Annotated in this window: 17 protein-coding genes; 11 read left to right on the top strand and 6 right to left on the bottom strand. The window is 64.8% G+C overall.

Going from position 1 to position 19,041, the window contains the following annotated elements:
* Positions 1–15: 15 nt before the first annotated feature.
* Complete coding sequence (locus NLM33_RS22110; RefSeq protein WP_254098682.1) at positions 16–1,512, bottom strand: DUF4173 domain-containing protein; 1,497 nt, start codon at positions 1,510–1,512, stop codon at positions 16–18.
* Between the two features lie 187 nt (positions 1,513–1,699).
* Here NLM33_RS22110 and NLM33_RS22105 point away from each other — a divergent pair, with 187 nt between their 5' ends.
* Complete coding sequence (locus NLM33_RS22105) at positions 1,700–3,004, top strand: glycoside hydrolase family 3 N-terminal domain-containing protein (protein WP_254098680.1); 1,305 nt, start codon at positions 1,700–1,702, stop codon at positions 3,002–3,004.
* A 7-nt stretch (positions 3,005–3,011) separates the two neighbouring features.
* Here NLM33_RS22105 and hydA read toward each other — a convergent pair whose 3' ends face one another.
* Both hydA and NLM33_RS22095 read right to left on the bottom strand, forming a co-directional pair.
* On the bottom strand, positions 3,012–4,466 hold the full coding sequence (gene hydA / locus NLM33_RS22100; RefSeq protein WP_254098678.1) for a dihydropyrimidinase: 1,455 nt from the start codon (positions 4,464–4,466) through the stop codon (positions 3,012–3,014).
* A gap of 168 nt (positions 4,467–4,634) precedes the next feature.
* Positions 4,635–5,243: a TetR/AcrR family transcriptional regulator gene (locus NLM33_RS22095; RefSeq protein WP_254098676.1), complete on the bottom strand. Its 609-nt coding sequence runs from the start codon at positions 5,241–5,243 to the stop codon at positions 4,635–4,637.
* A 101-nt stretch (positions 5,244–5,344) separates the two neighbouring features.
* On the opposite strand from NLM33_RS22095, the gene NLM33_RS22090 reads away from it, so the two are divergent.
* From NLM33_RS22090 to NLM33_RS22070, 5 genes are all read left to right on the top strand, one after another.
* A complete protein-coding gene (locus NLM33_RS22090; RefSeq protein WP_254098674.1) occupies positions 5,345–6,040 on the top strand; it encodes a PspA/IM30 family protein in 696 nt (231 codons plus the stop codon).
* Positions 6,041–6,087: 47 nt separating this feature from the next.
* The gene (locus NLM33_RS22085) at positions 6,088–6,372 is read left to right on the top strand and encodes a YiaA/YiaB family inner membrane protein (RefSeq protein ID WP_254098672.1); all 285 of its coding nucleotides are present in this window, start codon (positions 6,088–6,090) and stop codon (positions 6,370–6,372) included.
* A 182-nt stretch (positions 6,373–6,554) separates the two neighbouring features.
* A complete protein-coding gene (locus NLM33_RS22080; protein ID WP_254098670.1) occupies positions 6,555–7,580 on the top strand; it encodes a hypothetical protein in 1,026 nt (341 codons plus the stop codon).
* The gene (locus NLM33_RS22075) at positions 7,577–8,785 is read left to right on the top strand and encodes a hypothetical protein (protein WP_254098668.1); all 1,209 of its coding nucleotides are present in this window, start codon (positions 7,577–7,579) and stop codon (positions 8,783–8,785) included. Before NLM33_RS22080 ends, NLM33_RS22075 begins: the two co-directional genes overlap by 4 nt.
* Before the next feature lie 162 nt (positions 8,786–8,947).
* Positions 8,948–9,154: a hypothetical protein gene (locus NLM33_RS22070; protein WP_254098666.1), complete on the top strand. Its 207-nt coding sequence runs from the start codon at positions 8,948–8,950 to the stop codon at positions 9,152–9,154.
* A 104-nt stretch (positions 9,155–9,258) separates the two neighbouring features.
* Here NLM33_RS22070 and NLM33_RS22065 read toward each other — a convergent pair whose 3' ends face one another.
* Entirely contained in the window at positions 9,259–10,110 is an 852-nt protein-coding gene (locus NLM33_RS22065; RefSeq protein WP_254098664.1) for an SDR family NAD(P)-dependent oxidoreductase, read from the bottom strand.
* A 200-nt stretch (positions 10,111–10,310) separates the two neighbouring features.
* Between NLM33_RS22065 and NLM33_RS22060 the strand changes: the two genes are divergently transcribed.
* The 3 genes from NLM33_RS22060 (at position 10,311) to NLM33_RS22050 (ending at position 13,690) form a co-directional block, all read left to right on the top strand.
* Positions 10,311–11,807 (top strand): aldehyde dehydrogenase family protein, encoded by a 1,497-nt coding sequence (locus NLM33_RS22060; protein WP_254098662.1) that lies wholly within the window; start codon positions 10,311–10,313, stop codon positions 11,805–11,807.
* A 119-nt stretch (positions 11,808–11,926) separates the two neighbouring features.
* Positions 11,927–13,054 (top strand): alkene reductase, encoded by a 1,128-nt coding sequence (locus NLM33_RS22055; protein ID WP_254098660.1) that lies wholly within the window; start codon positions 11,927–11,929, stop codon positions 13,052–13,054.
* A gap of 129 nt (positions 13,055–13,183) precedes the next feature.
* A complete protein-coding gene (locus tag NLM33_RS22050) occupies positions 13,184–13,690 on the top strand; it encodes a GFA family protein (RefSeq protein WP_254098658.1) in 507 nt (168 codons plus the stop codon).
* Here NLM33_RS22050 and NLM33_RS22045 read toward each other — a convergent pair.
* Positions 13,644–14,084, bottom strand: coding sequence for a TfoX/Sxy family protein (locus tag NLM33_RS22045; RefSeq protein ID WP_254098656.1), 441 nt, complete (start codon positions 14,082–14,084; stop codon positions 13,644–13,646). The genes NLM33_RS22050 and NLM33_RS22045 overlap by 47 nt on opposite strands.
* Before the next feature lie 151 nt (positions 14,085–14,235).
* On the opposite strand from NLM33_RS22045, the gene NLM33_RS22040 reads away from it, so the two are divergent.
* Positions 14,236–15,897: a thiamine pyrophosphate-binding protein gene (locus NLM33_RS22040; RefSeq protein WP_254098654.1), complete on the top strand. Its 1,662-nt coding sequence runs from the start codon at positions 14,236–14,238 to the stop codon at positions 15,895–15,897.
* Between the two features lie 148 nt (positions 15,898–16,045).
* On the opposite strand, the gene NLM33_RS22035 is transcribed toward NLM33_RS22040, so the two are convergent.
* Positions 16,046–17,425, bottom strand: coding sequence for an LLM class flavin-dependent oxidoreductase (locus NLM33_RS22035; protein WP_254098652.1), 1,380 nt, complete (start codon positions 17,423–17,425; stop codon positions 16,046–16,048).
* A gap of 222 nt (positions 17,426–17,647) precedes the next feature.
* On the opposite strand from NLM33_RS22035, the gene NLM33_RS22030 reads away from it, so the two are divergent.
* The gene (locus NLM33_RS22030) at positions 17,648–19,033 is read left to right on the top strand and encodes a M20 family metallopeptidase (protein ID WP_254098650.1); all 1,386 of its coding nucleotides are present in this window, start codon (positions 17,648–17,650) and stop codon (positions 19,031–19,033) included.
* Positions 19,034–19,041 lie beyond the last annotated feature (8 nt).

The following is a 19,041-nucleotide window of genomic DNA, read 5'->3' as shown; positions in this document are numbered from 1 at the left end:
GATGTCTCCGCGTCCTCAACCCGCCGCCTGGCCCTTCGTCCGCGCGTCCAGCCTGCGCTGCAACCGCCAGCTCCGGAAGCTCCAGGCACGCCAGGACCCGATGTCCTGGCGTTGCAGTTCTACAAGCCGATCGCGGCGCGACACAAGGCACGTCTCGTTGGCCCTGTTCCGGATTTGGATGACCCTGTCGATCGCAGGCAGCGCCTGCGGTCCGAGCGTGAGCAGGTAGTTGGTGTCGATCTGCACGCCCTTGCCCGACATTTCCTGGCTGTGGCTCAGATTGTAGTCGGCGATGATGGCATCGAAGTTCACGAGCGCGCAGACATAGAGCACGATCGTCAGCGCGATCAGATTGGCGCCGATCAGCCATCGGTTGGGACGATCGAGCACGATGCGGGCGAGGATCAGGACGAGGCCGAGCGCCACCAGTCCCATCCAGATGAAGGCCGCGATGCGCCAATAGGTCAGGAGATAGATGTCGACATAGAGGTCGAGGCGGAGAATGGAGGAGAGGACCAGAAGCACGTTCTGTCCGACCCAGAGATAGACCAGCGACCGGATCACCGTCGATTTCTCGGCTGGCCCTCCGGGTCGCATCGCAGTGAGCACGAAGCCGGCTGCGAGCAGCGCGGTGACGATCAGCGGATAGGCACCGCGATGGGCGTAGGCCGCGTAGGTGACGCCGCCCGGCAGCGCGGCATGGCCCCAGAGATAGATGGCATCGAGGGCCGACTGTGCCGCGAACAGCACATTGAACAGGATCAGCGCGCGCAGGATCGTGGGTGCGCCGAGCAGCTCGACACGGTCGGTGGGAGCCGCCGGCTCCTGTTCGGCCGGCTCGGCCGCTGCCGTCGCAGCGCGACTCCTGCGCCGCCACTGCACATGGATGAAGGGCCAGACCAGCGCGAGGATCAGCGTCCAGAACAGGAGTCGCCCGACGCTGAGATGGTCGAGGATGAGCTTTGGATTGAGCAGGTTGACCCATTGCTCGATCAGTGGATTGGCCGCGGCGAACAGTGCGATGAAGACGATGCCGAGAACGGCGGGGATGAACCAGACTGCGATGCCGCGCGTAAAGCCCGTGAGATCGAAGAGGTGGAGCATGTCGCGGAAGATTCTGAAGGGGCCGAACAGAAACAAATTTCGCAACGCGCGGGCGCGGTCGGAGAATGCGGTGGTGTCCGGATTGGTCGCGAGCAGAAGGCCGATTGCAAATGCAGTGACGAGGAGCAGGACCGAAAGCAGCGAGACCTCCTCGATGACGGGCACAAGGCCGACGATCACGACGAGGCCGCCGAGCGCCGCGCGCCGCCGCTCCAGCGTCGCATGGTTGGCGAGCCAGGATCCGCAGGCGATGGCCACGGCAAAGATGGCGAGCGAGATCCCGACCCGCTCGTCGTAAAACAGCCAGTCGGCGAAGGCGACGAGCGCCAGCGCCAGCGCAAGCCTGGCCGGAACGGCTGATCGCTGGATCGGGAGGATGTCGGCGGCGGCTGATGCCGGGCTTGTCATGTCGAAGACCTTCTCATGGATGGTGACGGCACGAGCTTGAATGGGCGATGTGCAGATGTCGGGAACGCGCTCTGCACGTCTTCAGGAGTTTCGTGCAGTTTTCGTGCAGGCACGGTTTCACCACTCGCGCGGCGCAAGACGCTTTGATAAGTGCGAAGCATCTTTTGCTTCGCAGATGTCGTCTCCCATGCAATTCAAGCGTCGTATCGGCCTCATCCTGCTCTGGCTGGCCCCGTTCGCTCTGGCCTTCGCTGCCGCGAACAAGAACGATCCCTATCTGGTTGTGTTGCGTGGCGCGGGAAACATGACGCTCGTCGCCGTGAGCATCGCGATCGCCATCGTCCTCTTGCGCCGCGGGCATTGGCGGCGATGCACGGGCAGGCTGCTCGTCGTGCTCTGGTGCCTGCCGCCGCTCCTGATGTCGGCGGCGCATCTGAGGTTCGAGCTGCGCAAGCATGACGTCCTGCACGCAAGCCGCGTGGAGGCGCGCCAGCTCGGACCGCATTTCATCGTCGGTTATTCGTCGTTTTCTGAAGTCGCGCCCCTCGCCGAGCAGGGCCTGATCGGCGGCATGTACATCACCCGGCACAACATCAGGCGCAGGACAGTCGACGAACTCCGGATCGAGATTGCAGCCCTCCAGGACAAGCGGCGCGCGGCGGGCTTGCCGCCGCTGATCGTGACCGCCGATCAGGAAGGCGGCATCGTCGGCCATCTCTCGCCGCCGCTGACGAAGGTGCCGGCGCTGGCCACGCTTGCCGAGCTTCCGCCGGAGCAACGCAAGGAAAAGGCGGAGGAGTTTGGCCGCACACATGGGCGCGAGCTGGCGGCGCTCGGTGTCAATCTCAACCTCGCCCCGGTGCTCGACCTGAAACCTCCGGTCCGGCGCAACCGGCTCGATTTCCATACTCTGATCGGGCAGCGCGCCATCGCCAGCGATCCCGCCGTGGTCGGCGAGATCGCGAGCGCCTATGTGCAGGGCTTGGAGGAGTCCGGCGTCGGCGCGACGCTCAAGCATTTCCCGGGCATCGGCCGCGTGCGCACTGACACGCACCATTTCGCAGCCAATCTCGACACGCCGGTCGAGGAGCTTGAAGCGTCCGATTGGCGGCCGTTCAAGGAGGTGCTCGCGCGGTCGCGCGCGGCGCTCATGGTCGGTCATGTCACGCTGACGGCAGTCGATCCCGATCGCGCCGCCTCGCATTCAAGGCGCGTCGTCCAAGGCATCCTCCGTGACAAATGGAATTACCAGGGTATCGTGATGACCGACGATCTCGTCATGGGTGCGATTTACCAGCACGACGTCTGCAGGGCCGTTCTCGAGGCGATGAACGCCGGCGTCGATCTGCTGCTCGTCGCCTATGACGGCGCGCAGTTCTATCGGATCTTTGACTGCGCGCTGGAAGCGTCCCGGCAAGGCCGTCTGGATGTTACCGCGCTGGGGGCCAGTGAGACACGGCTCGGGCGCGCTCTCCTGGCGACTGAACCTTAGGGGAGGGCTAAGGCGTCACCGCCCCGCGCTCCACGCCGCGCGGCGCGGTCAGCTCCTTCCAGGTCGAATTGGCGACATGCACCGGCGAGAACGCGGGCCGTTCGACATAGCGGCCGTCGCCGGCCTCGGCACGCAGGTTGCCGTCCTTCCAGACGATCCGGCCGCGTGAGATCGTCGCCGTCGGTCCGCCCGTGCATTCGAATCCTTCGAACACGTTGTAGTCGATGCGGCTCATCTGCCGCTTCGCGCTGATCGTCTTGGTCGCCTTGGGGTCCCACACGACGAGGTCGGCATCCGAGCCGACGGCGACCGCGCCCTTGCGTGGGTAGATGTTGAGGATGCGGGCGATGTTGGCCGAGGTCACCGCAACGAATTCTTCCTTCGTCAACCGTCCCGTGGTGACGCCTGCCGTCCACAACAGGCCCAAGCGGTCTTCGAGCCCGCCGGTGCCGTTGGGGATCTTGCGGAAGTCGTCGCGGCCGAACCGCTTCTGTTCGGTCGTGAAGGCGCAGTGGTCGGTCGCGACCACCTGGAGCGAGCCGGATTGCAGGCCGGCCCAGAGGCTGTCCTGGTGCGACTTGTCGCGGAACGGCGGCGACATCACGCGCTGCGCGGAATGGTCCCAGTCCTTGCTCGCATATTCACCGGCATCCAGCAGCAGATGCTGGATCAGCGGCTCGCCATAGACCCGCTTTCCCGCCGCACGCGCCCGCGCGATAGCCTCGTGCGCCTCACGGCAGCTCGTGTGCACGATGTAGACCGGCGTTCCCGTCATGTCGGCGATCATGATGGCGCGGTTGGTGGCTTCGCCCTCCACCTCCGGCGGCCGCGAATAGGCATGGCCTTCGGGGCCGGTGATGCCGCGCGCGATCAACGCCTCCTGCATCAGTGCGACGACGTCGCCATTCTCCGCGTGCACCACCGGCATGGCGCCGAGATGGGCGCAGCGCGCGAACGAGTTGTAGAGCTCGTCATCGTTCACCATCAACGCGCCCTTGTAGGCCATGAAGTGCTTGAAGGTGTTGATGCCGTAGGTTTTGACCACGGTCTCCATTTCGTCAAAAATCTGCTTCGACCATGACGTCACCGCCATGTGGAACCCGTAGTCGCTTGCCGCCTTCTCGGATTTGTGTCGCCACTCCTGATAGGCCGCGAGCATCGACTGGCCGGGATCGGGCAGGCAGAAATCCACCACCATGGTGGTTCCGCCGGTCAGCGCCGCCTTTGTGCCGGATTCGAAATCATCGGCCGTGACCGTGCCCATGAACGGCATTTCGAGATGGGTGTGCGGATCGATGCCGCCCGGCATCACGAAGCAGCCGCCGGCGTCGATCGTTTCGGTGCCCGCCGGCGCATCGATCGATGCGCCAACCGCGACGACGGTGTCTCCGTCGACCAGCACGTCCGCACGGCGCGAATGATCATGATTGACGACAGTGCCGCCGCGAATGAGGAGGGGCATGGGGGGACTCCGGGGAAGAAGACGGAACGGCGATCGCCGTCGCGCAAAGCTTAGAGTCGCGGCCAAGGCTTCGATAGGTGAAATTTTAGTCAGTCGCTGGCGATGTTCGTGCTGCATCCGCGATGGCGCTGCGCGTCCTCTCATGGAAGCGGGGGAGGTGACTCGCGGTTACTGCGCGGGTGCCACCAATCCCAGCAGTGTGGCGCGCACCAGCGCTGCGATCTCGTTCCGCAACGCCGGCAACGGCACAGCGACCAGCTTCTGCTCCAGGCCCAGCGCCACCATGCCATGCACCGCCGAGAACAGGCTGCGCGCGGTGATGCCGAGTTCATCCGGGCTGCGGTCGGGAAACAGCGTGGCAAGCGGCCGGTAGATGTGACGGAACAGCTCCATCTGCTCGCTGACCGCCCAATCGGGCACGACCTTGCCGCGTTCCATGCGGTGCTCGAACAACGCGCGCCAGAGCTCGAGATTGTCCGCGGCGAAATCGCAATAGGCGATGGCGATGCGGATCAGCGTCTCCTGTGGCGAGGCGGGACCCGCGTCCTCGGCGCTGGTCAGCGCCTCGTCGAGCCGGTGCAGGGTGAGCGAGCCGACGCGCAGGATCAGCTCGTCCACATCGGCCACGAGATTGTAGACCGCGCCATTGGCGCAGCCGATCTCGCGGGCGAGATCCCGGGTTTTCAAGCCGGCCAATCCCCTCTCGGCGATCATCCGTTCTGCCGCCAGGATGAGGGCTTCCCTGAGTTTCTCTCGTCGTTCCAAGGCTTTAGACATTGTTAACCAAATTTCATGAGCGGTGCTCAAAATTATCTTGAGCAACGCTCAAGATATGCTACAAAGCACCTGTGAGCAATGCTCATAACAGGGAGTAGCCAATGTTCAAGACCGTAGTGACGCTCTTCCGCGGCAGCGTGGCCGCTGCCGGCGAGGAGCTGGAAGACCGGACGGCGCTGCTGATCCTTGATCAGCAGATGCGTGACGCGGCCGCCGCCGTCGAGCGCAGCAAGCGGACGCTGGCGCTGGCCATCGCCCAGGACCAGCAGGAGGGCCGGAGGCTGGAGGCCACCAACGCCCGCATCGCTGATCTCGAGACGCGCGCCACGGCAGCACTTGATGGCGGCCGCGAGGATCTCGCCAAGGAAGCTGCCGAGGCCATCGCCGGCCTCGAAGCCGATCGTGATGCCGCGATGACCGCTCGCGCGCTGTTCGCGGCCGAGATCGCTCGCCTCAAGCGACAGGTGGCCAGCGCGCAGGCTCGCATCACCGAGCTCGACCGCGGCCGTCGTCTCGCTCGTGCTTCTGAGGCGGTGCGTTCGCTTCGCCGCAGCGGCATCGAGGTGGCGCGGCCTTACGAGTCCACGCTGCCGGAGGCGGAGAACACGCTGAAGCGCCTTCGCGAACGGCAGATCGAGGCCCAGGCCGCGGACGACGCGTTGGTCGAGCTGGATGCGGCCACCGGTCCGCTCGCCACCGCCGAGAAGCTTGCCGAGCAGGGCTTTGGCCCCCGGCTCAAGACAACCGCGGACGACGTCCTGGCGCGGTTGAAGTCCAAGCGCACGCCCACTGACTGAACTCAACGATGATCATTCACCTCAACCTCAAGCAACAGGAGACCGTCATGAACCCGACCACCCCGTCCCACAGCCCCGCCTGGGTTACTTTCACCTACGCTTCGTTCGCTGCCTCCGCCTTCATGGTCGGCCTCGGCATCTTCTTCATGCCGCTCGATCTGGCGATCAAGGGCTACCTCGCCATGGGCTTCCTGATGCTGGTGCAGTCCTGCATCACCATGACCAAGACGATGCGCGACAATCACGAGAGCGGCCGCCTGGTGAACCGCATCGAGGACGCCAAGGCCGAGCGTCTGCTGATGGAGGTCGAGCGCGGCTCGCGGGCGGCGTAACACGCCGTGCAAGTCGGCCGGATCTGGGCGGCGGATACAAGGCATCCGCCGCCTTGTCCGCTTGCGCAGGTTTTGCCGCAGCCGCGCAATAGTTCCTTTACCCTGCAGCCGTCGCAGGAGGTTGTACTCATCGCTCCTTAACAGCCTCGCGCGAAGAACGGTCCCGATCACGGGCAGGCGGCATGGCAGCTATTGGCAACGGGAAGGATGCGGGACGGCTCCGAGGCGCGGCCGGACGGTTGCGCGGCCATGTCGCATTCTGGTTCAAGGTGCTCGCCCAGCCGAGCATCGATCTCAGCCTGCGCACCCATCCCGGCCACGTGACCCGGATCGTCGAGAGCCCGGGGCTATCGTTGCCGCAAGATGAGCTCGACAAGCTGATCGCGCAGCTCCGCGACATCGCGGCCAAGACGCTGCCGGCCAATGAGTTGACCTACGGCATCTTCTCGGGCGGGCGCGAACGTCTTTCCCGCGCCATCGTTACGCTGATCTCCGAGGAGGGCAGCGGACGCCCGATCGCGTTCAACGCGCTGTCGGTGATGCAGGTCGAGCTCGACGGCGCGCCCGTCGACGTCACCCATCTCGGGCTGGTGATGGTCGATCCCGATGCGCGCGGGCAGGGCCTGTCCTGGGTACTCTACGGCCTGACGACGCTCGTGCTGTTCCTGCGCGACGGCCTGCGTCCGCGCTGGATCTCCAACGTCACTCAGGTGCCGGCGGTGGTCGGCATGGTCTGCGAGACCTTCTCCGAAATCTATCCCTCGCCGCGCCCGGAGGCGCGGCAAAGCTTTGCCCATCTCCAGCTCGCGCGCGGTATCATGCGCCGGCATCGCAGCGTGTTCGGCGTTGGGGACGATGCCGGCTTCGACGAAAGCCGCTTCGTGATCACGGATGCCTATACCGGCGGCTCCGATGCGCTGAAGAAGACGTTTGCACAAGCGCCGCAACATCGCGACGCGCAATATGGCGAGTTTTGTGCCCGCGAGCTCAACTACGACCGCGGCGATGATTTCCTCCAGATCGGCCGTATCGATCTTGCGGCCGCGCGCAGTTTTCTGTTCGAGCAGGTGCCGCACCGCTCGCTGCCCGGTCTGCTTGTCGCATCCCTGATTCTCGCCCTGCAACGGCTGGTACTGCCGGTCGTCTATTGGCTCGACGACACCAGGGCCTTCGGCATGCTGCGGCCCCGGCAGGGGAGTGGTCGATGAGCTCGGCGGTCATCGCCAATGCGATCGTCAATCTCAGCGGCGCGATCGGGCTTGTCGTCGCTATGCTCGCTCTCCATCGCCGCGATGCGCGCAGTCTGCTGACCCAGCGCCTGCTGGTCGCGCTCGGCATCGTCGCGTTGTTGTTCCTCATGCGCGCCACGGCGTGGCTCACCGGAAGCTCCCTGATCGACGACCTCTCGGCGATTCCCGCGGCTGCCGTTCCGTTCGGCGCGCTGATCGTGACCGAAGGCATGCTGCGGCGGCACGCACCGCGCGCCATCAAGATCGCCGTGATCGCCGGCGTCATCGTGCTGGGCTTCGGCGGCGCCTTTGGCCTCGGCCATTTCGACATGCCATACGCGATTGCGCTGGTGCTGTTTCAACTCGGCGGCTTCGCGGCCTGCGCCTCGCTGCTCGCCACCCGCGACCGTCATTCCCTGATGGCGTCGGAAAACCGCAGCATCGACCGCATGACCATCGGTGCCGTCATCGTGCTGCCGTTCATCGTCACCGATTTCCACGCGTTGATGCCGAACATGCCGGTCAGGCTCGGTGCCCTCGGCGCGTTGCTGGTGGTCACCGCCGTCCTGATCGCCGGCGCGAGCAGCGAAGCGCGCTGGCACGGCGTGCTCCTGACCGTGCTGCGGCTCGCAAGCTCGACCCTGCTCGGCCTCGCCGCGGCCTTTGTTGCCCCCGATGTCGAAGCGGCTCAGGTCGCGCGCTTCTGCGCCATCGCCGTGTCGGGCGTGCTGACCATCGGCCTGATGACCGATACGCTGCGGGCTTACCTCGAGTCCCGCGCGCCGGGCGTGCTGAGCTCGGTCGCGATCTCACCGGCAACAACGCGCGATCAGCTCATCACGGAGTTGCTGCGCCATCCCCTGTTCGAGAGCGCGCGCCGCTACCGTGAAGTGGATCTTGCGGCCTACGATCCGCTCTTGCTGCGTAACCGTCTCGCGACGCATCGCGTGCTGCGGGGATCGGATGCGCCCTGGGGACACCCGCCGACCGATCCGGCCGTGGAGCGGCTGGTTTCGCTGATGGCGGCCGGCGGCGCGACGCATCTCGTCGTGCTCTCGTCCGATCCGGTCGATATTCTCGTACTGGCCGTTCCCGTGATCTCCGCCGATCCCGCCACCGAGACCGCAATCGCGCTGGTGCAGCGGATCCTGATCATGACGGACGATGTGGCGCACGCCCCATGACCTCCCAGGCTCGTATCGCGGTGAGGTGTTCCGTGGTTCCTATTCCGAAGACGTTGTACCTCAAGGACAATACGTAATTGTTGAGGTCAAAACGGGCCTTGCGGATTGTGATTTGAACGCAACTGCGATAAGGCTCGCCCGCATTCATGGCGGAGATGAGCTTTGTCGAAACAATCCTTGCGCGAGGAGGCCGAGCGCCTGATCCGCGAGACGATGGAAAAGAAGAACCTCGTCGTCAAGCAGGGCACGACTCGCATCGAGGCCGTCTGTGGCAAGTGCGGCGCGCCCAACCGGGTTCAGGCTCCCAAGGGTCAGACCCGTGTCAAGTTCGACTGCAAGCAATGCGGGCACCAGCAAGAGACGCTGTAGTCGATCCAGTGAGATCAATGCTTGGACCCTCATCCTGAGGGGCCCGCGAGGAGCGGGCGTCTCGAAGGATGCAGGCCACGGTCGGGCCTCATGGCGCCACGAGACTACCCGCCCTCCACAAATCTTTTGAACGCATCCGCATAGTCCGGATGCCAGCGCGACAGCGGCGGCCGGTTCTCGACGATGTCGCCGGCGGCCCAAAGCATGCGCTTTTCGTCGAGTTCGCGTGGCACGTCGTTGTCCGGGCAGAGGATGTAGAAGTCGCCGGCCTCGAGTCGCGTCATCATGAAATCGACCGTCTGTTCCGGCGTCCAGGCGCCGGCGGGCTTTTCGGTGCGGCCGCGCGCGGTGAGCCCGGTGAAGACGAAGCCGGGGATCAAGAGGTGCGCCGTGATGCGGCAATCCCTGGTGTTTCGCAGTTCGTGCTGGAGCGCCTCGGTGAACGCTTTCACGCCGGCCTTCGAGACGTTGTAGGCGGGATCGCCCGGCGGCGTGGTGATGCCCTGCTTCGACCCGGTGTTGATGATGAGGCCGGTCTTGCCGCGTGCGATCATGTTGGGCGCAAAGATGCGTGCTCCGTTGATGATGCCCCACATGTTGACCGCGATGATGCGCTGCCAATTGTCGGGCTCGCCGAACATCGTGCTGCCCGGCTGAATGCCGGCATTGTTCATCAGCACGTCCGTTCCGCCGAAGCGTTTCTGCACAGCGGCTTCCAGTTCCGTCAGGCTCTCCGGCCGGCCGACATCCACAACGGCAGCCATCACATGATCGCCGCCGCCGGGCGCGATCGATGACAGTTTTGTTTCAGCCTGCGCCAGCCGTACCGAATCGACGTCGGCGATGCAGATCTTCATGCCGAGCCTTGCAAACTGTTCCGCGGCGGCGAGACCGATGCCGGACGCGCCACCCGTTATCACGGCAACGTTATTGGCTGACAGGGCAGGGTGCGGCATGGGGATACTCCGGATCACGGCGCGCAGGGGCGATAGCAGGCTCGACCTATAGCACGGCAATCTCGCGACCATGCACAAGTCGGCATGGGAGGTCTTCGTTCCGCACCGGCTTTACGCCCTTTCGACACCGCTGTATTTTCGCCGACCTAACGATCCCGCCCAGATCGAACCCAATCAAGTCAGTCAGAGGGAGTGCAGCCATGGCTGTGTCACAGGCTATTCCGATCACGCGCCATCCGTTCGCCAACGGGTCCTACAAGCAGATGCTGATCGACGGCAAATGGGTCGACGCGGCCTCGGGCAAGCGCTTCGAGACCCGCAACCCCGCGACCGGCGAGCTGCTCGCAACCGTCGCCGAGGGCGACAAGGAAGACATCGATCGTGCGGTTGCGGCCGCGCGCCGCGCCTTCGAGGGACCCTGGAGCAAGGTCAAGCCGTTCGAGCGGCAGAACCTGCTGCTGAAGCTCGCCGATCTCATCGAGAAGAACTTTGACGAATTGGCGCAGCTCGACACGCTCGACATGGGTGCGCCCGTTAGCCGCACCCGCTCCTACAAGCTGCGCGTGCTCGGCATGCTCCGCTACTATGCGGGACAGACGACGGCCATTCACGGCGAGACGATCGAGAACTCGCTCCCGGGCGAGATCTTCTCCTACACGCTGAAGGAGCCGGTCGGCGTCGTCGGCGCCATCATCCCCTGGAACGGCCCGTTCACCGCGACGATCTGGAAGATCGGACCTGCGATCGCAACCGGCTGCACCGTGGTGCTCAAGCCCGCGGAGGAAGCGCCGCTGACCTCGCTGCGCATCGCCGAGCTTGCAATGGAGGCGGGCGTGCCGCCCGGCGTCATCAACGTGGTGCCTGGCTATGGCGAAACCGCGGGCGCGGCGCTTGCCTCGCACCATGACGTTGACAAGGTCGCCTTCACTGGCTCGCACGTCACGGGTCAGTCGATCATCCGCGCCTCGGCCGGCAATCTGAAGCGCGTATCGCTCGAGCTCGGTGGCAAGTCGCCGGACATCGTGTTTGCCGACGCCGATCTTGATGCCGCCGTGCCGGGCGCTGCGATGGCGGTGTTCGCCAATTCGGGGCAGATCTGCAGCGCAGGCACGCGGCTGTTCGTCGAACAGGCGATCTATGACGAGTTCGTCGGCCGCGTCGCCGAGTTCGGCAAGAAGTTGCAGGTCGGCAACGGCCTCGATCCCAACACCCAGATCGGCCCGCTGGTCTCCGAGCAGCAGCTCGAGCGCGTCACCGGCTATCTCGATGTCGGTCAGAAGGAAGGCGCCAAGGCGCTCGCGGGCGGTGGCCGCGTCACTGAGGGCGCGCTTGCAAAAGGCTACTTCGTCTCGCCGACCGTGTTCGCAGGCGTCCAGGACAACATGCGCATCGCGCAGGAGGAGATCTTCGGGCCCGTGATCTCCGCGATCGCCTTCAAGGACATGGACGAGCTCGTCAAGCGCGCGAATGCGACGATGTTCGGCCTCGGCTCGGGCCTGTGGACCCGTGACGTCAGCAAGGCGCATCATGTTGCCAAGTCGCTACGTGCCGGCTCGGTGTGGGTCAATTGCTATCAGGCAATGGATCCGGCGGTGCCCTTCGGCGGCTACAAGATGAGCGGCTATGGCCGCGAGTCCGGCAAGCAGCACGTCGAGGAATATCTCAACGTGAAGGCGGTCTGGATCAAGACGGCGTAACGATCATTGCTGTCCCGCATCTCGTGGGACGGAAAATTCTCCTTACAGGGGCGGCACCTTTTCCGGTAGCCGCCCCTCGCTATATGATCCGTATCCTTCCATAGCCATTTGGGGCCAGCATGAAATTCCCGGCGTTGTTTCAACCGTTGCAGGTCGGTCCGTACAAGCTTGCGCATCGTGTCGCGATGGCGCCATTGACGCGCATGCGGGCCGAGCGTGAGAGCTTTGCGCCGCGTATCCTCAACGCCGAATATTACGGCCAGCGCGCGACGCCCGGCGGTCTCATCATCGCCGAAGCCTCGCCGGTGCTCTCGCACGGCCGCGGCAATCCCGCCACACCGGGCATCTATTCGGACGCGCAAGTCGCCGGCTGGCGCAAGGTCGTCGATGCCGTGCATGCCAAGGGCGGCATCATCTTCCTTCAGCTTTGGCATGTCGGCCGCGTCTCGCATTCCTCCTTCCATGGCGGCGAGCTGCCGGTTGCCCCCTCCGCTATCCCGATCAGGGCCGAGGGCATGAAGGCGATGACCGCCGACGGCAAGATCGCCGATTACGAGACGCCGCGCGCGCTCGAAACCGAAGAGGTCAAGGGCATCGTCGAGGCGTTCCGGCAAGCTGCGAAGAATGCGCTCGCCGCCGGCTTCGACGGCGTCGAGATCCACGGCGCCAATGGCTATCTGCTCGAGCAGTTCTTGCAGTCACACAGCAACCGGCGCACCGATGAATATGGCGGTTCGATCGAGAACCGCGCGCGGCTGCTGCTCGAGGTCACGCAGGCCGCGATCGATGTTTGGGGTGCGAACCGCGTCGGCGTGCGGCTGTCGCCCTACGGCATCGCCAATGATTCCGGCGAGCCGGACCCGATGCCGCTCTATACGCATGTCGTGAGGGGGCTCGACAAGCACGGCCTTGCCTATCTGCACTTGATCGAGCCGCGCTCCAGCGGCTCGGGCCGCGCCGAGGTCAACTGGCAGAACGTGCCCTCGGCCATGTTGCTGTTCCGCCCGCTCTATGGCGGCGTCCTCATGACCGCCGGCGGCTTCACCGGCGAGACCGCGAATGCAGCGATTGCGGATGGCCAAGCCGACCTTATCGCCTTTGGCCGCATCTTCATCTCCAACCCCGATCTGCCGCGGCGCCTCGAGCACGACTATCCGGTCACGCCGTATAATCGCGCAACGTTCTACGGCGGCGAGGAGAAGGGGTATACGGATTATCCGGTGTATGACGAGCTCGCGCCGGCATGAGCCTCCTTCGTCATTCCGGGGCGATGCGAAGCGTCGAGCCCGGAATCCATTTCTCCGCCTGAACATGCCGCCCGATGGATTCCGGGCTCGTGGCTTCGTCGCGCCCCGGAATGACAGGAGGAAATGCCTATGGCCAAAGCCGCAATCGCCGCAGGAATCGCCACCGGCCAATGCCTCTGCGGCAAGGTCACTTTCGAGATCGACGTGCCGGCGCGCTGGGCCTGGCATGACCACTCCGCATCCAGCCGCCGCGCCCATGGCGCGGCCTATGCGACCTACGTCGGAAGCTGGAAGAAGCGTTTCCGCGTCACGGCCGGCAAGACCGCGCTGACCCGCTATGAGGACAAGGCGACCAAGACCGCGCGCAGCTTCTGCTCCCATTGCGGCACACCGATCGCCTATGAGCGCCCGCGCGGCCCGCACATGGTCAACATCCCCCGCGCGCTCTTCAATGAGCGCACCGGCCGCCAGCCGCTCTATCACATCGCGATCGAGGAGCTCCAGGAATGGGCCTATACCGGCGAACCGCTGGTGCCGCTGAAAGGTTTCCCCGGCGTGGTCTGGCAGCGCTCGAAAAAGAAGAAGCGCGCTAGCGGCGAGGATCCTTTTGAGCTCGGCCGCGAGGAGGCGCTTTAGCCTTCGCGGCGACCTTGGATTTGGCTGAAGCGTCCTTCCGCGGCGTCGCCTTGCGTCCTGCGGTCTTCGCCGGCATCGCGGCGACGAAGTCGAGCCCGCGCTTGACCCATCTCTTCAGCTCGGCATCGGTCTGGTAGCCCTCCGGCGCGACGCGCACGAAGCCGCTCATGATGCGCCCGCGCATTTCCATCGGGCTCGCATGCGGCTCCTGCAGCATGCGCGCATGCGCCTCGGGGCCGACGCGGATCAGCATCCCGCCGCGCCCGCTCACGGTGCAGCACATGGTGTTGTTCACCATGAAGCAGAGGCCGCCCATCATCTTCTTTTCCGCTACGTAGCGCTGGCCCGCCAGCAATTTGCGCACCCGTGCGGCGGTGTTCTCGTCATAGGCCATCGTATCCCCCTGTGCAGGTTCACGCCCGGGCATGTTCCCAGCTTACGCGCATCGGCGCAACGCAGCCATGACTGCGCTTCCTTGCGCCCAGCTCGCGACTTCGGCCATCATGCGTTCACCTCCGGCAGCGTCCGTGAGATCAGGAGGAAACATGAAGAACCGCATCACCGGCCGCTCCGCCTTTCTCGCGCTGCTCAAGGATGAGGGCATCACGCATCTGTTCGGCAATCCCGGCACCACCGAATTGCCGATCATGCACGCGCTGAAGGACCATCGCGATCTCAGCTATGTGATGGCGATGCAGGAAAGCCTGGTGGTCGCGATCGCGGACGGTTTTAGCCGTGCATCGGGGAAGCTCGTCGCCTGCAACGTCCATGTCGCACCCGGCCTCGGCAACGCGATGGGCTCGCTCTACAACGCGCAGTTCACGGGCACGCCGATGATCCTGACCGCGGGCCAGCAGGAGCAGGGCCACGGCCTGATGGAGCCGGTACTCTATGGTCCCCTGGTGCGCATGGCCGAGCCGTTGGTGAAATGGGCGGTCGAGGTGACGCGGCTGGAGGACCTGCCGCGCATCGTGCGCCGCGCCGCCAAGGTCGCGACGACCCCGCCGACCGGGCCGGTGTTCATCTCGTTGCCGGGCGATATCCTCAATAGCGAGGCCGGCATTGATCTCGGCCGTTCCACCCGCATCGATGCGCGCACAAGGCCGTCTGATGAGGCGCTGAAGGCATTCGCCGCACGGCTCCTCAAGGCCGAGCGTCCCGTGACCGTCACGATGGACGAAGTGGTCAAGAGCGATGCGCTGAAGGAAGCCGCCGAGCTCGCGGAGCTCTTGGGCGCGGCCGCCTATCAATCCTCCACGGCCTATGGCGCGCACTTCCTGTCGGAAAGCCCGAGCTTCATGGGCACGCTGGCGCGCGTCCAGAAGGCGGCGCGCGATACGCTTGCGCCTTACGATCTGCTCATCGCGCTGGGTGGTGACCCAGTACGAATGTCGGTCTATAGCGAGGTCGACCCGCTGCCCGATGGACTCCCCATCGTGCAGGTTGGCCTCGTCGATTGGGAGATCGCCAAGAATTTCGGCGCGGACATCGCGCTCAAGGCTGACGTGAAGGAAACGCTGCGCGCGCTGATCCCAATGCTCAAGGAAATGGGTGGCGCTGCGCTGGAGCGGCGCGCGAGGGAACGTCTCGCCGAGCTTGCGCCGAAGAACTGGAGCGCGCGCCGCGCTGCGCTGGTCGAGCAGATCACGAAGGCGAGGGACCGCACGCCGATCGATCCGGACTGGCTGACGCTGCAAATGGTCGAGGCGATGCCGAGCAATGCGATCCTCGTCGATGAAGGCCTCACCTCTGGCCGTCAGATCCCGAGCCTGCGCCCGCATCGCGACCGCTACGGCTATCATGGCCTCGCCTCCGGCGGCATCGGCTGGGGCCTGCCGGCCTCCGTCGGCGTCAGCCTGGCCAACCCAACGCGGCCGGTGGTCTGCTTCTCCGGCGACGGCAGCGCGATGTATTCGATCCAGTCGCTCTGGACCGCCGCCCACCACAAGCTGCCGCTGTCCATCGTCATCGCCAACAATGGCGGTTACCGCATCATCAAGCAGCGCCTGCTCGCCTTCCACGGCGATGACAATTATGTCGGGATGGATTTCATCGACCCGCCGGTGGACTTCGCAGGGATCGCGCGGTCACTGGGTTGCGAGGCGATCAAGGTGAGTGACCCGAAGGAGTTGAAGGCGACGCTGTCGTCCGCCTTCAACCGCCCCGGAACGAAACTGATCGAGGTGATGATAGACGGGAAAGTGTGAGGCACGACGCTTCCCCAACGTCGTCCTGGCGAAAGCCAGGACCCATACCGCGCGATCTCTGCAATGGGCAGGATGCTGGTTGCCCTTGTCTTCGCCAGACTTCTCGTGGGGTAAAATCTGAAAAACAACCCCATGCAAAGTAGCCGGTCTATCCCTTCCGCCCCACCCGATAGCCCGCCGCCGGGTGCGGCCCGGTGAGCCGGGCGCGGCCGGAACCGAACAGCTTTTCCCGCAGCGTACCCTTGGCATAGTCCGCCTTGTAGCGTCCGCGCCGGGTCAGCTCCGGCACGAGCATGTCCGAAATATCCTCGAAATCGCCGGGCGAGATCGCAAATGCCACGTTCAGCCCGTCGACGTCGGTCGCCTCGAACCATTCCTCGATCTTGTCCGCGACCATCTCGGGCGTTCCCACCACGACCGGGCCGGCGCCGCCGATGCCAACATGCTCGATCACGTCGCGCACGGTCCAGATGCGATCGGGATCGGCACGGGTGACGTTGTCCATCGCGCTGCGGCCGGCATCGTTCTGAACGTGACGGACCTGCTGATCGAGCTCGTAGCCGGAGAAATCGACGCCGGTCCAACCGGACATCAAAGCGAGCGCGCCTTCGGGGCTGATGTGACGGCGGTAGTCGGCGTATTTCTCCTTCGCTTCCGCCTCGGTCCGCCCGAGGATCAGCGTCATCATCGAGAACATCAGGATCTCGGCCGGGTTGCGCCCGAACTCGGCCGCCGTCTGACGGATCGCGGCAACGCGCGGCGCGATCACCTTCGCCGATGGCCCGGACATGAACACGCATTCGGCATGCTGGGCCGCGAACTGCCGCCCGCGCGGTGAGGTGCCGGCTTGATACAGCACGGGCGTGCGTTGCGGCGACGGCTCGCTCAGATGAACTGTGTTGTTGAGCCGGAAATTCTGCCCCTCATGCGTGACGCGATGAACCTTTGCTGGATCGGTGAAGATGCCGCGCGCGCGGTCGCGCAGCACCGCGTCGTCCTCCCAGCTCCCTTCCCAGAGCTTGTAGACGACCTCCATATATTCGTCGGCGATGTCGTAGCGGTCGTCATGCGCGGTCTGCCTGTCCTTGCCGGCGCCGCGCGCGGCGCTGTCGAGATAGCCGGTGACGACGTTCCAGCCGATCCGTCCCTCTGTGAGATGATCGAGCGTCGACATCCGTCGCGCGAAGGGATAGGGCGGCTCGAAGGAGAGGTTGGAGGTAACGCCAAAACCGAGATTCTGCGTCACCGCGGCCATCGCCGAAAGCAACAGCAGCGGCTCGTTCGACGGCGTCTGCGCGGCGTTGCGCAATGCTGCATCGGGACTGTTGCCATAGACGTCGTAGACGCCGAGCACGTCGGCCAGGAACAATCCGTCGAAGCGGCCGCGCTCCAGCGTCTTCGCCAGATCGATCCAGTAGGGCAGGCGATTGTATTCGGCGGTGCGATCGCGCGGATGGGTCCACAAGCCCGGCGATTGATGCGCGACGCAATTCATCGCAAATGCGTTGAGCCGAATTTCTTTTGCCATGCTTGTCCCTCGGCGCCACTATCCCCGGGCTCATCTCGATGCTATCGGTCCCCGGCAGTTGGCCAAGTCTTGCATCCAGCCTGCCCTTGGCAAGGCCAAATTCAAGAAGCTCCCGGCCGTTGGCAAGAGTCAATTGAAGAGTCGATTGCCAACGCCCGCCACTTCCGAAAGACGGCGTATCCCGCTACGCTTGTTCCAAATCCAGGCTTGAAAAAGAACGAAATGACCAGAGCCGACGCCATTACCCGCGCCCGCGACGATTTCACATCTGGGGCGTTCCTCGCAGAGCTCGACCGTCGCGTCGCCTATCGTACCGAGAGCCAGAACGTCTCGCGCGGCGCCGAGCTGCGTGCCTATCTGGAACAGGAGATGCAGCCTGCCTTTGCCGCGCTCGACTTCGAGAGCCGGCTGGTGGAATCGCCGAGCGGAAAGGCGCCGTTCCTGATTGCGGAGCGTATCGAGAGCGCGTCCGCGCCGACCGTTCTGATCTATGGCCATGGCGACGTCGTTGACGGCATGGAGGGCGAGTGGCGCGACAATCGCGATCCCTGGCGCACGACGACATCAGGTATTCGCGTCTACGGCCGCGGCACCGCCGACAACAAGGGCCAGCACAGCATCAACATGGCCGCGCTTCGCGCGGTGCGCGCCGCGCGTGGCGGCAAGCTCGGCTTCAACGCCAAATTCATCGTCGAGATGGGCGAGGAGATCGGCTCGCCCGATCTCGGCAAGGTCTGCGATCTCAACCGCGAGGCGTTGAAGGCCGATCTGTTCATGGCCTCCGACGGGCCGCGTTTGTCTGCGGATCGCCCGACGCTGTTCCTCGGCTGCCGGGGCGGCGTCCGCATCCATCTCGACGTCAACTTGCGCGATGGCGGAAATCACTCCGGCAATTGGGGCGGTGTGCTCGCCAACCCCGCGACGATCCTGGTGAACGCGATTTCCACGCTGGTTGACGGCCACGGCCGCCTCCAACTCGATGCCCTGAAGCCGCCGCGCCTCACCAACCAGATCCGAAGCTTCCTTGCCGACGTTAAAGTCGAGCCGACGGAAGACGAGCCCGCGCTCGCCGAGAATTGGGGCGAGGACGGATTGTCGGCAGCGGAGCGGCTCTACGCCTGGAACACGCTCGAAGTGCTGGCGATGTCGTCGGGCAATATCGAGAAGCCGGCGAACGCGATCCCGGGCCATGCTAACGCGGTGCTACAATTGCGTTTCGTGGTCGGCACCAGGATCGACGGCCTCGTCGACGCCATCCGCGCGCATCTCGCCGAAAAGGGTTTTCCGATGGTCGAGGTGCGGGCGGCGCAGAGCTTTGCCGCCTCACGCACCGATTTCGACAGCCCCTGGATCAAATGGGCCGCGGACTCCGTGCAAGCGACCACCGGCAAGGCGCCTGCGATCCTGCCGAATTTCGGCGGCTCATTGCCGAACGACGTGTTCTCCGAGATTCTTGGCTTGCCGACGATCTGGGTGCCGCATTCCTATCCCGGCTGCTCCCAGCACGCGCCAAACGAGCACATCCTGCTGCCATTGACAGAGGAGGCGCTGACCGTCATGGCCGGCCTGTTCTGGGACCTGGGGGAGCTACCGCGTCCGCTCGGCTAGGTGAAGGG

Source organism: Bradyrhizobium sp. CCGUVB1N3 (assembly GCF_024199925.1).
GTDB lineage: Bacteria > Pseudomonadota > Alphaproteobacteria > Rhizobiales > Xanthobacteraceae > Bradyrhizobium.
This window is presented reverse-complemented; position numbering and strand designations above follow the sequence as displayed.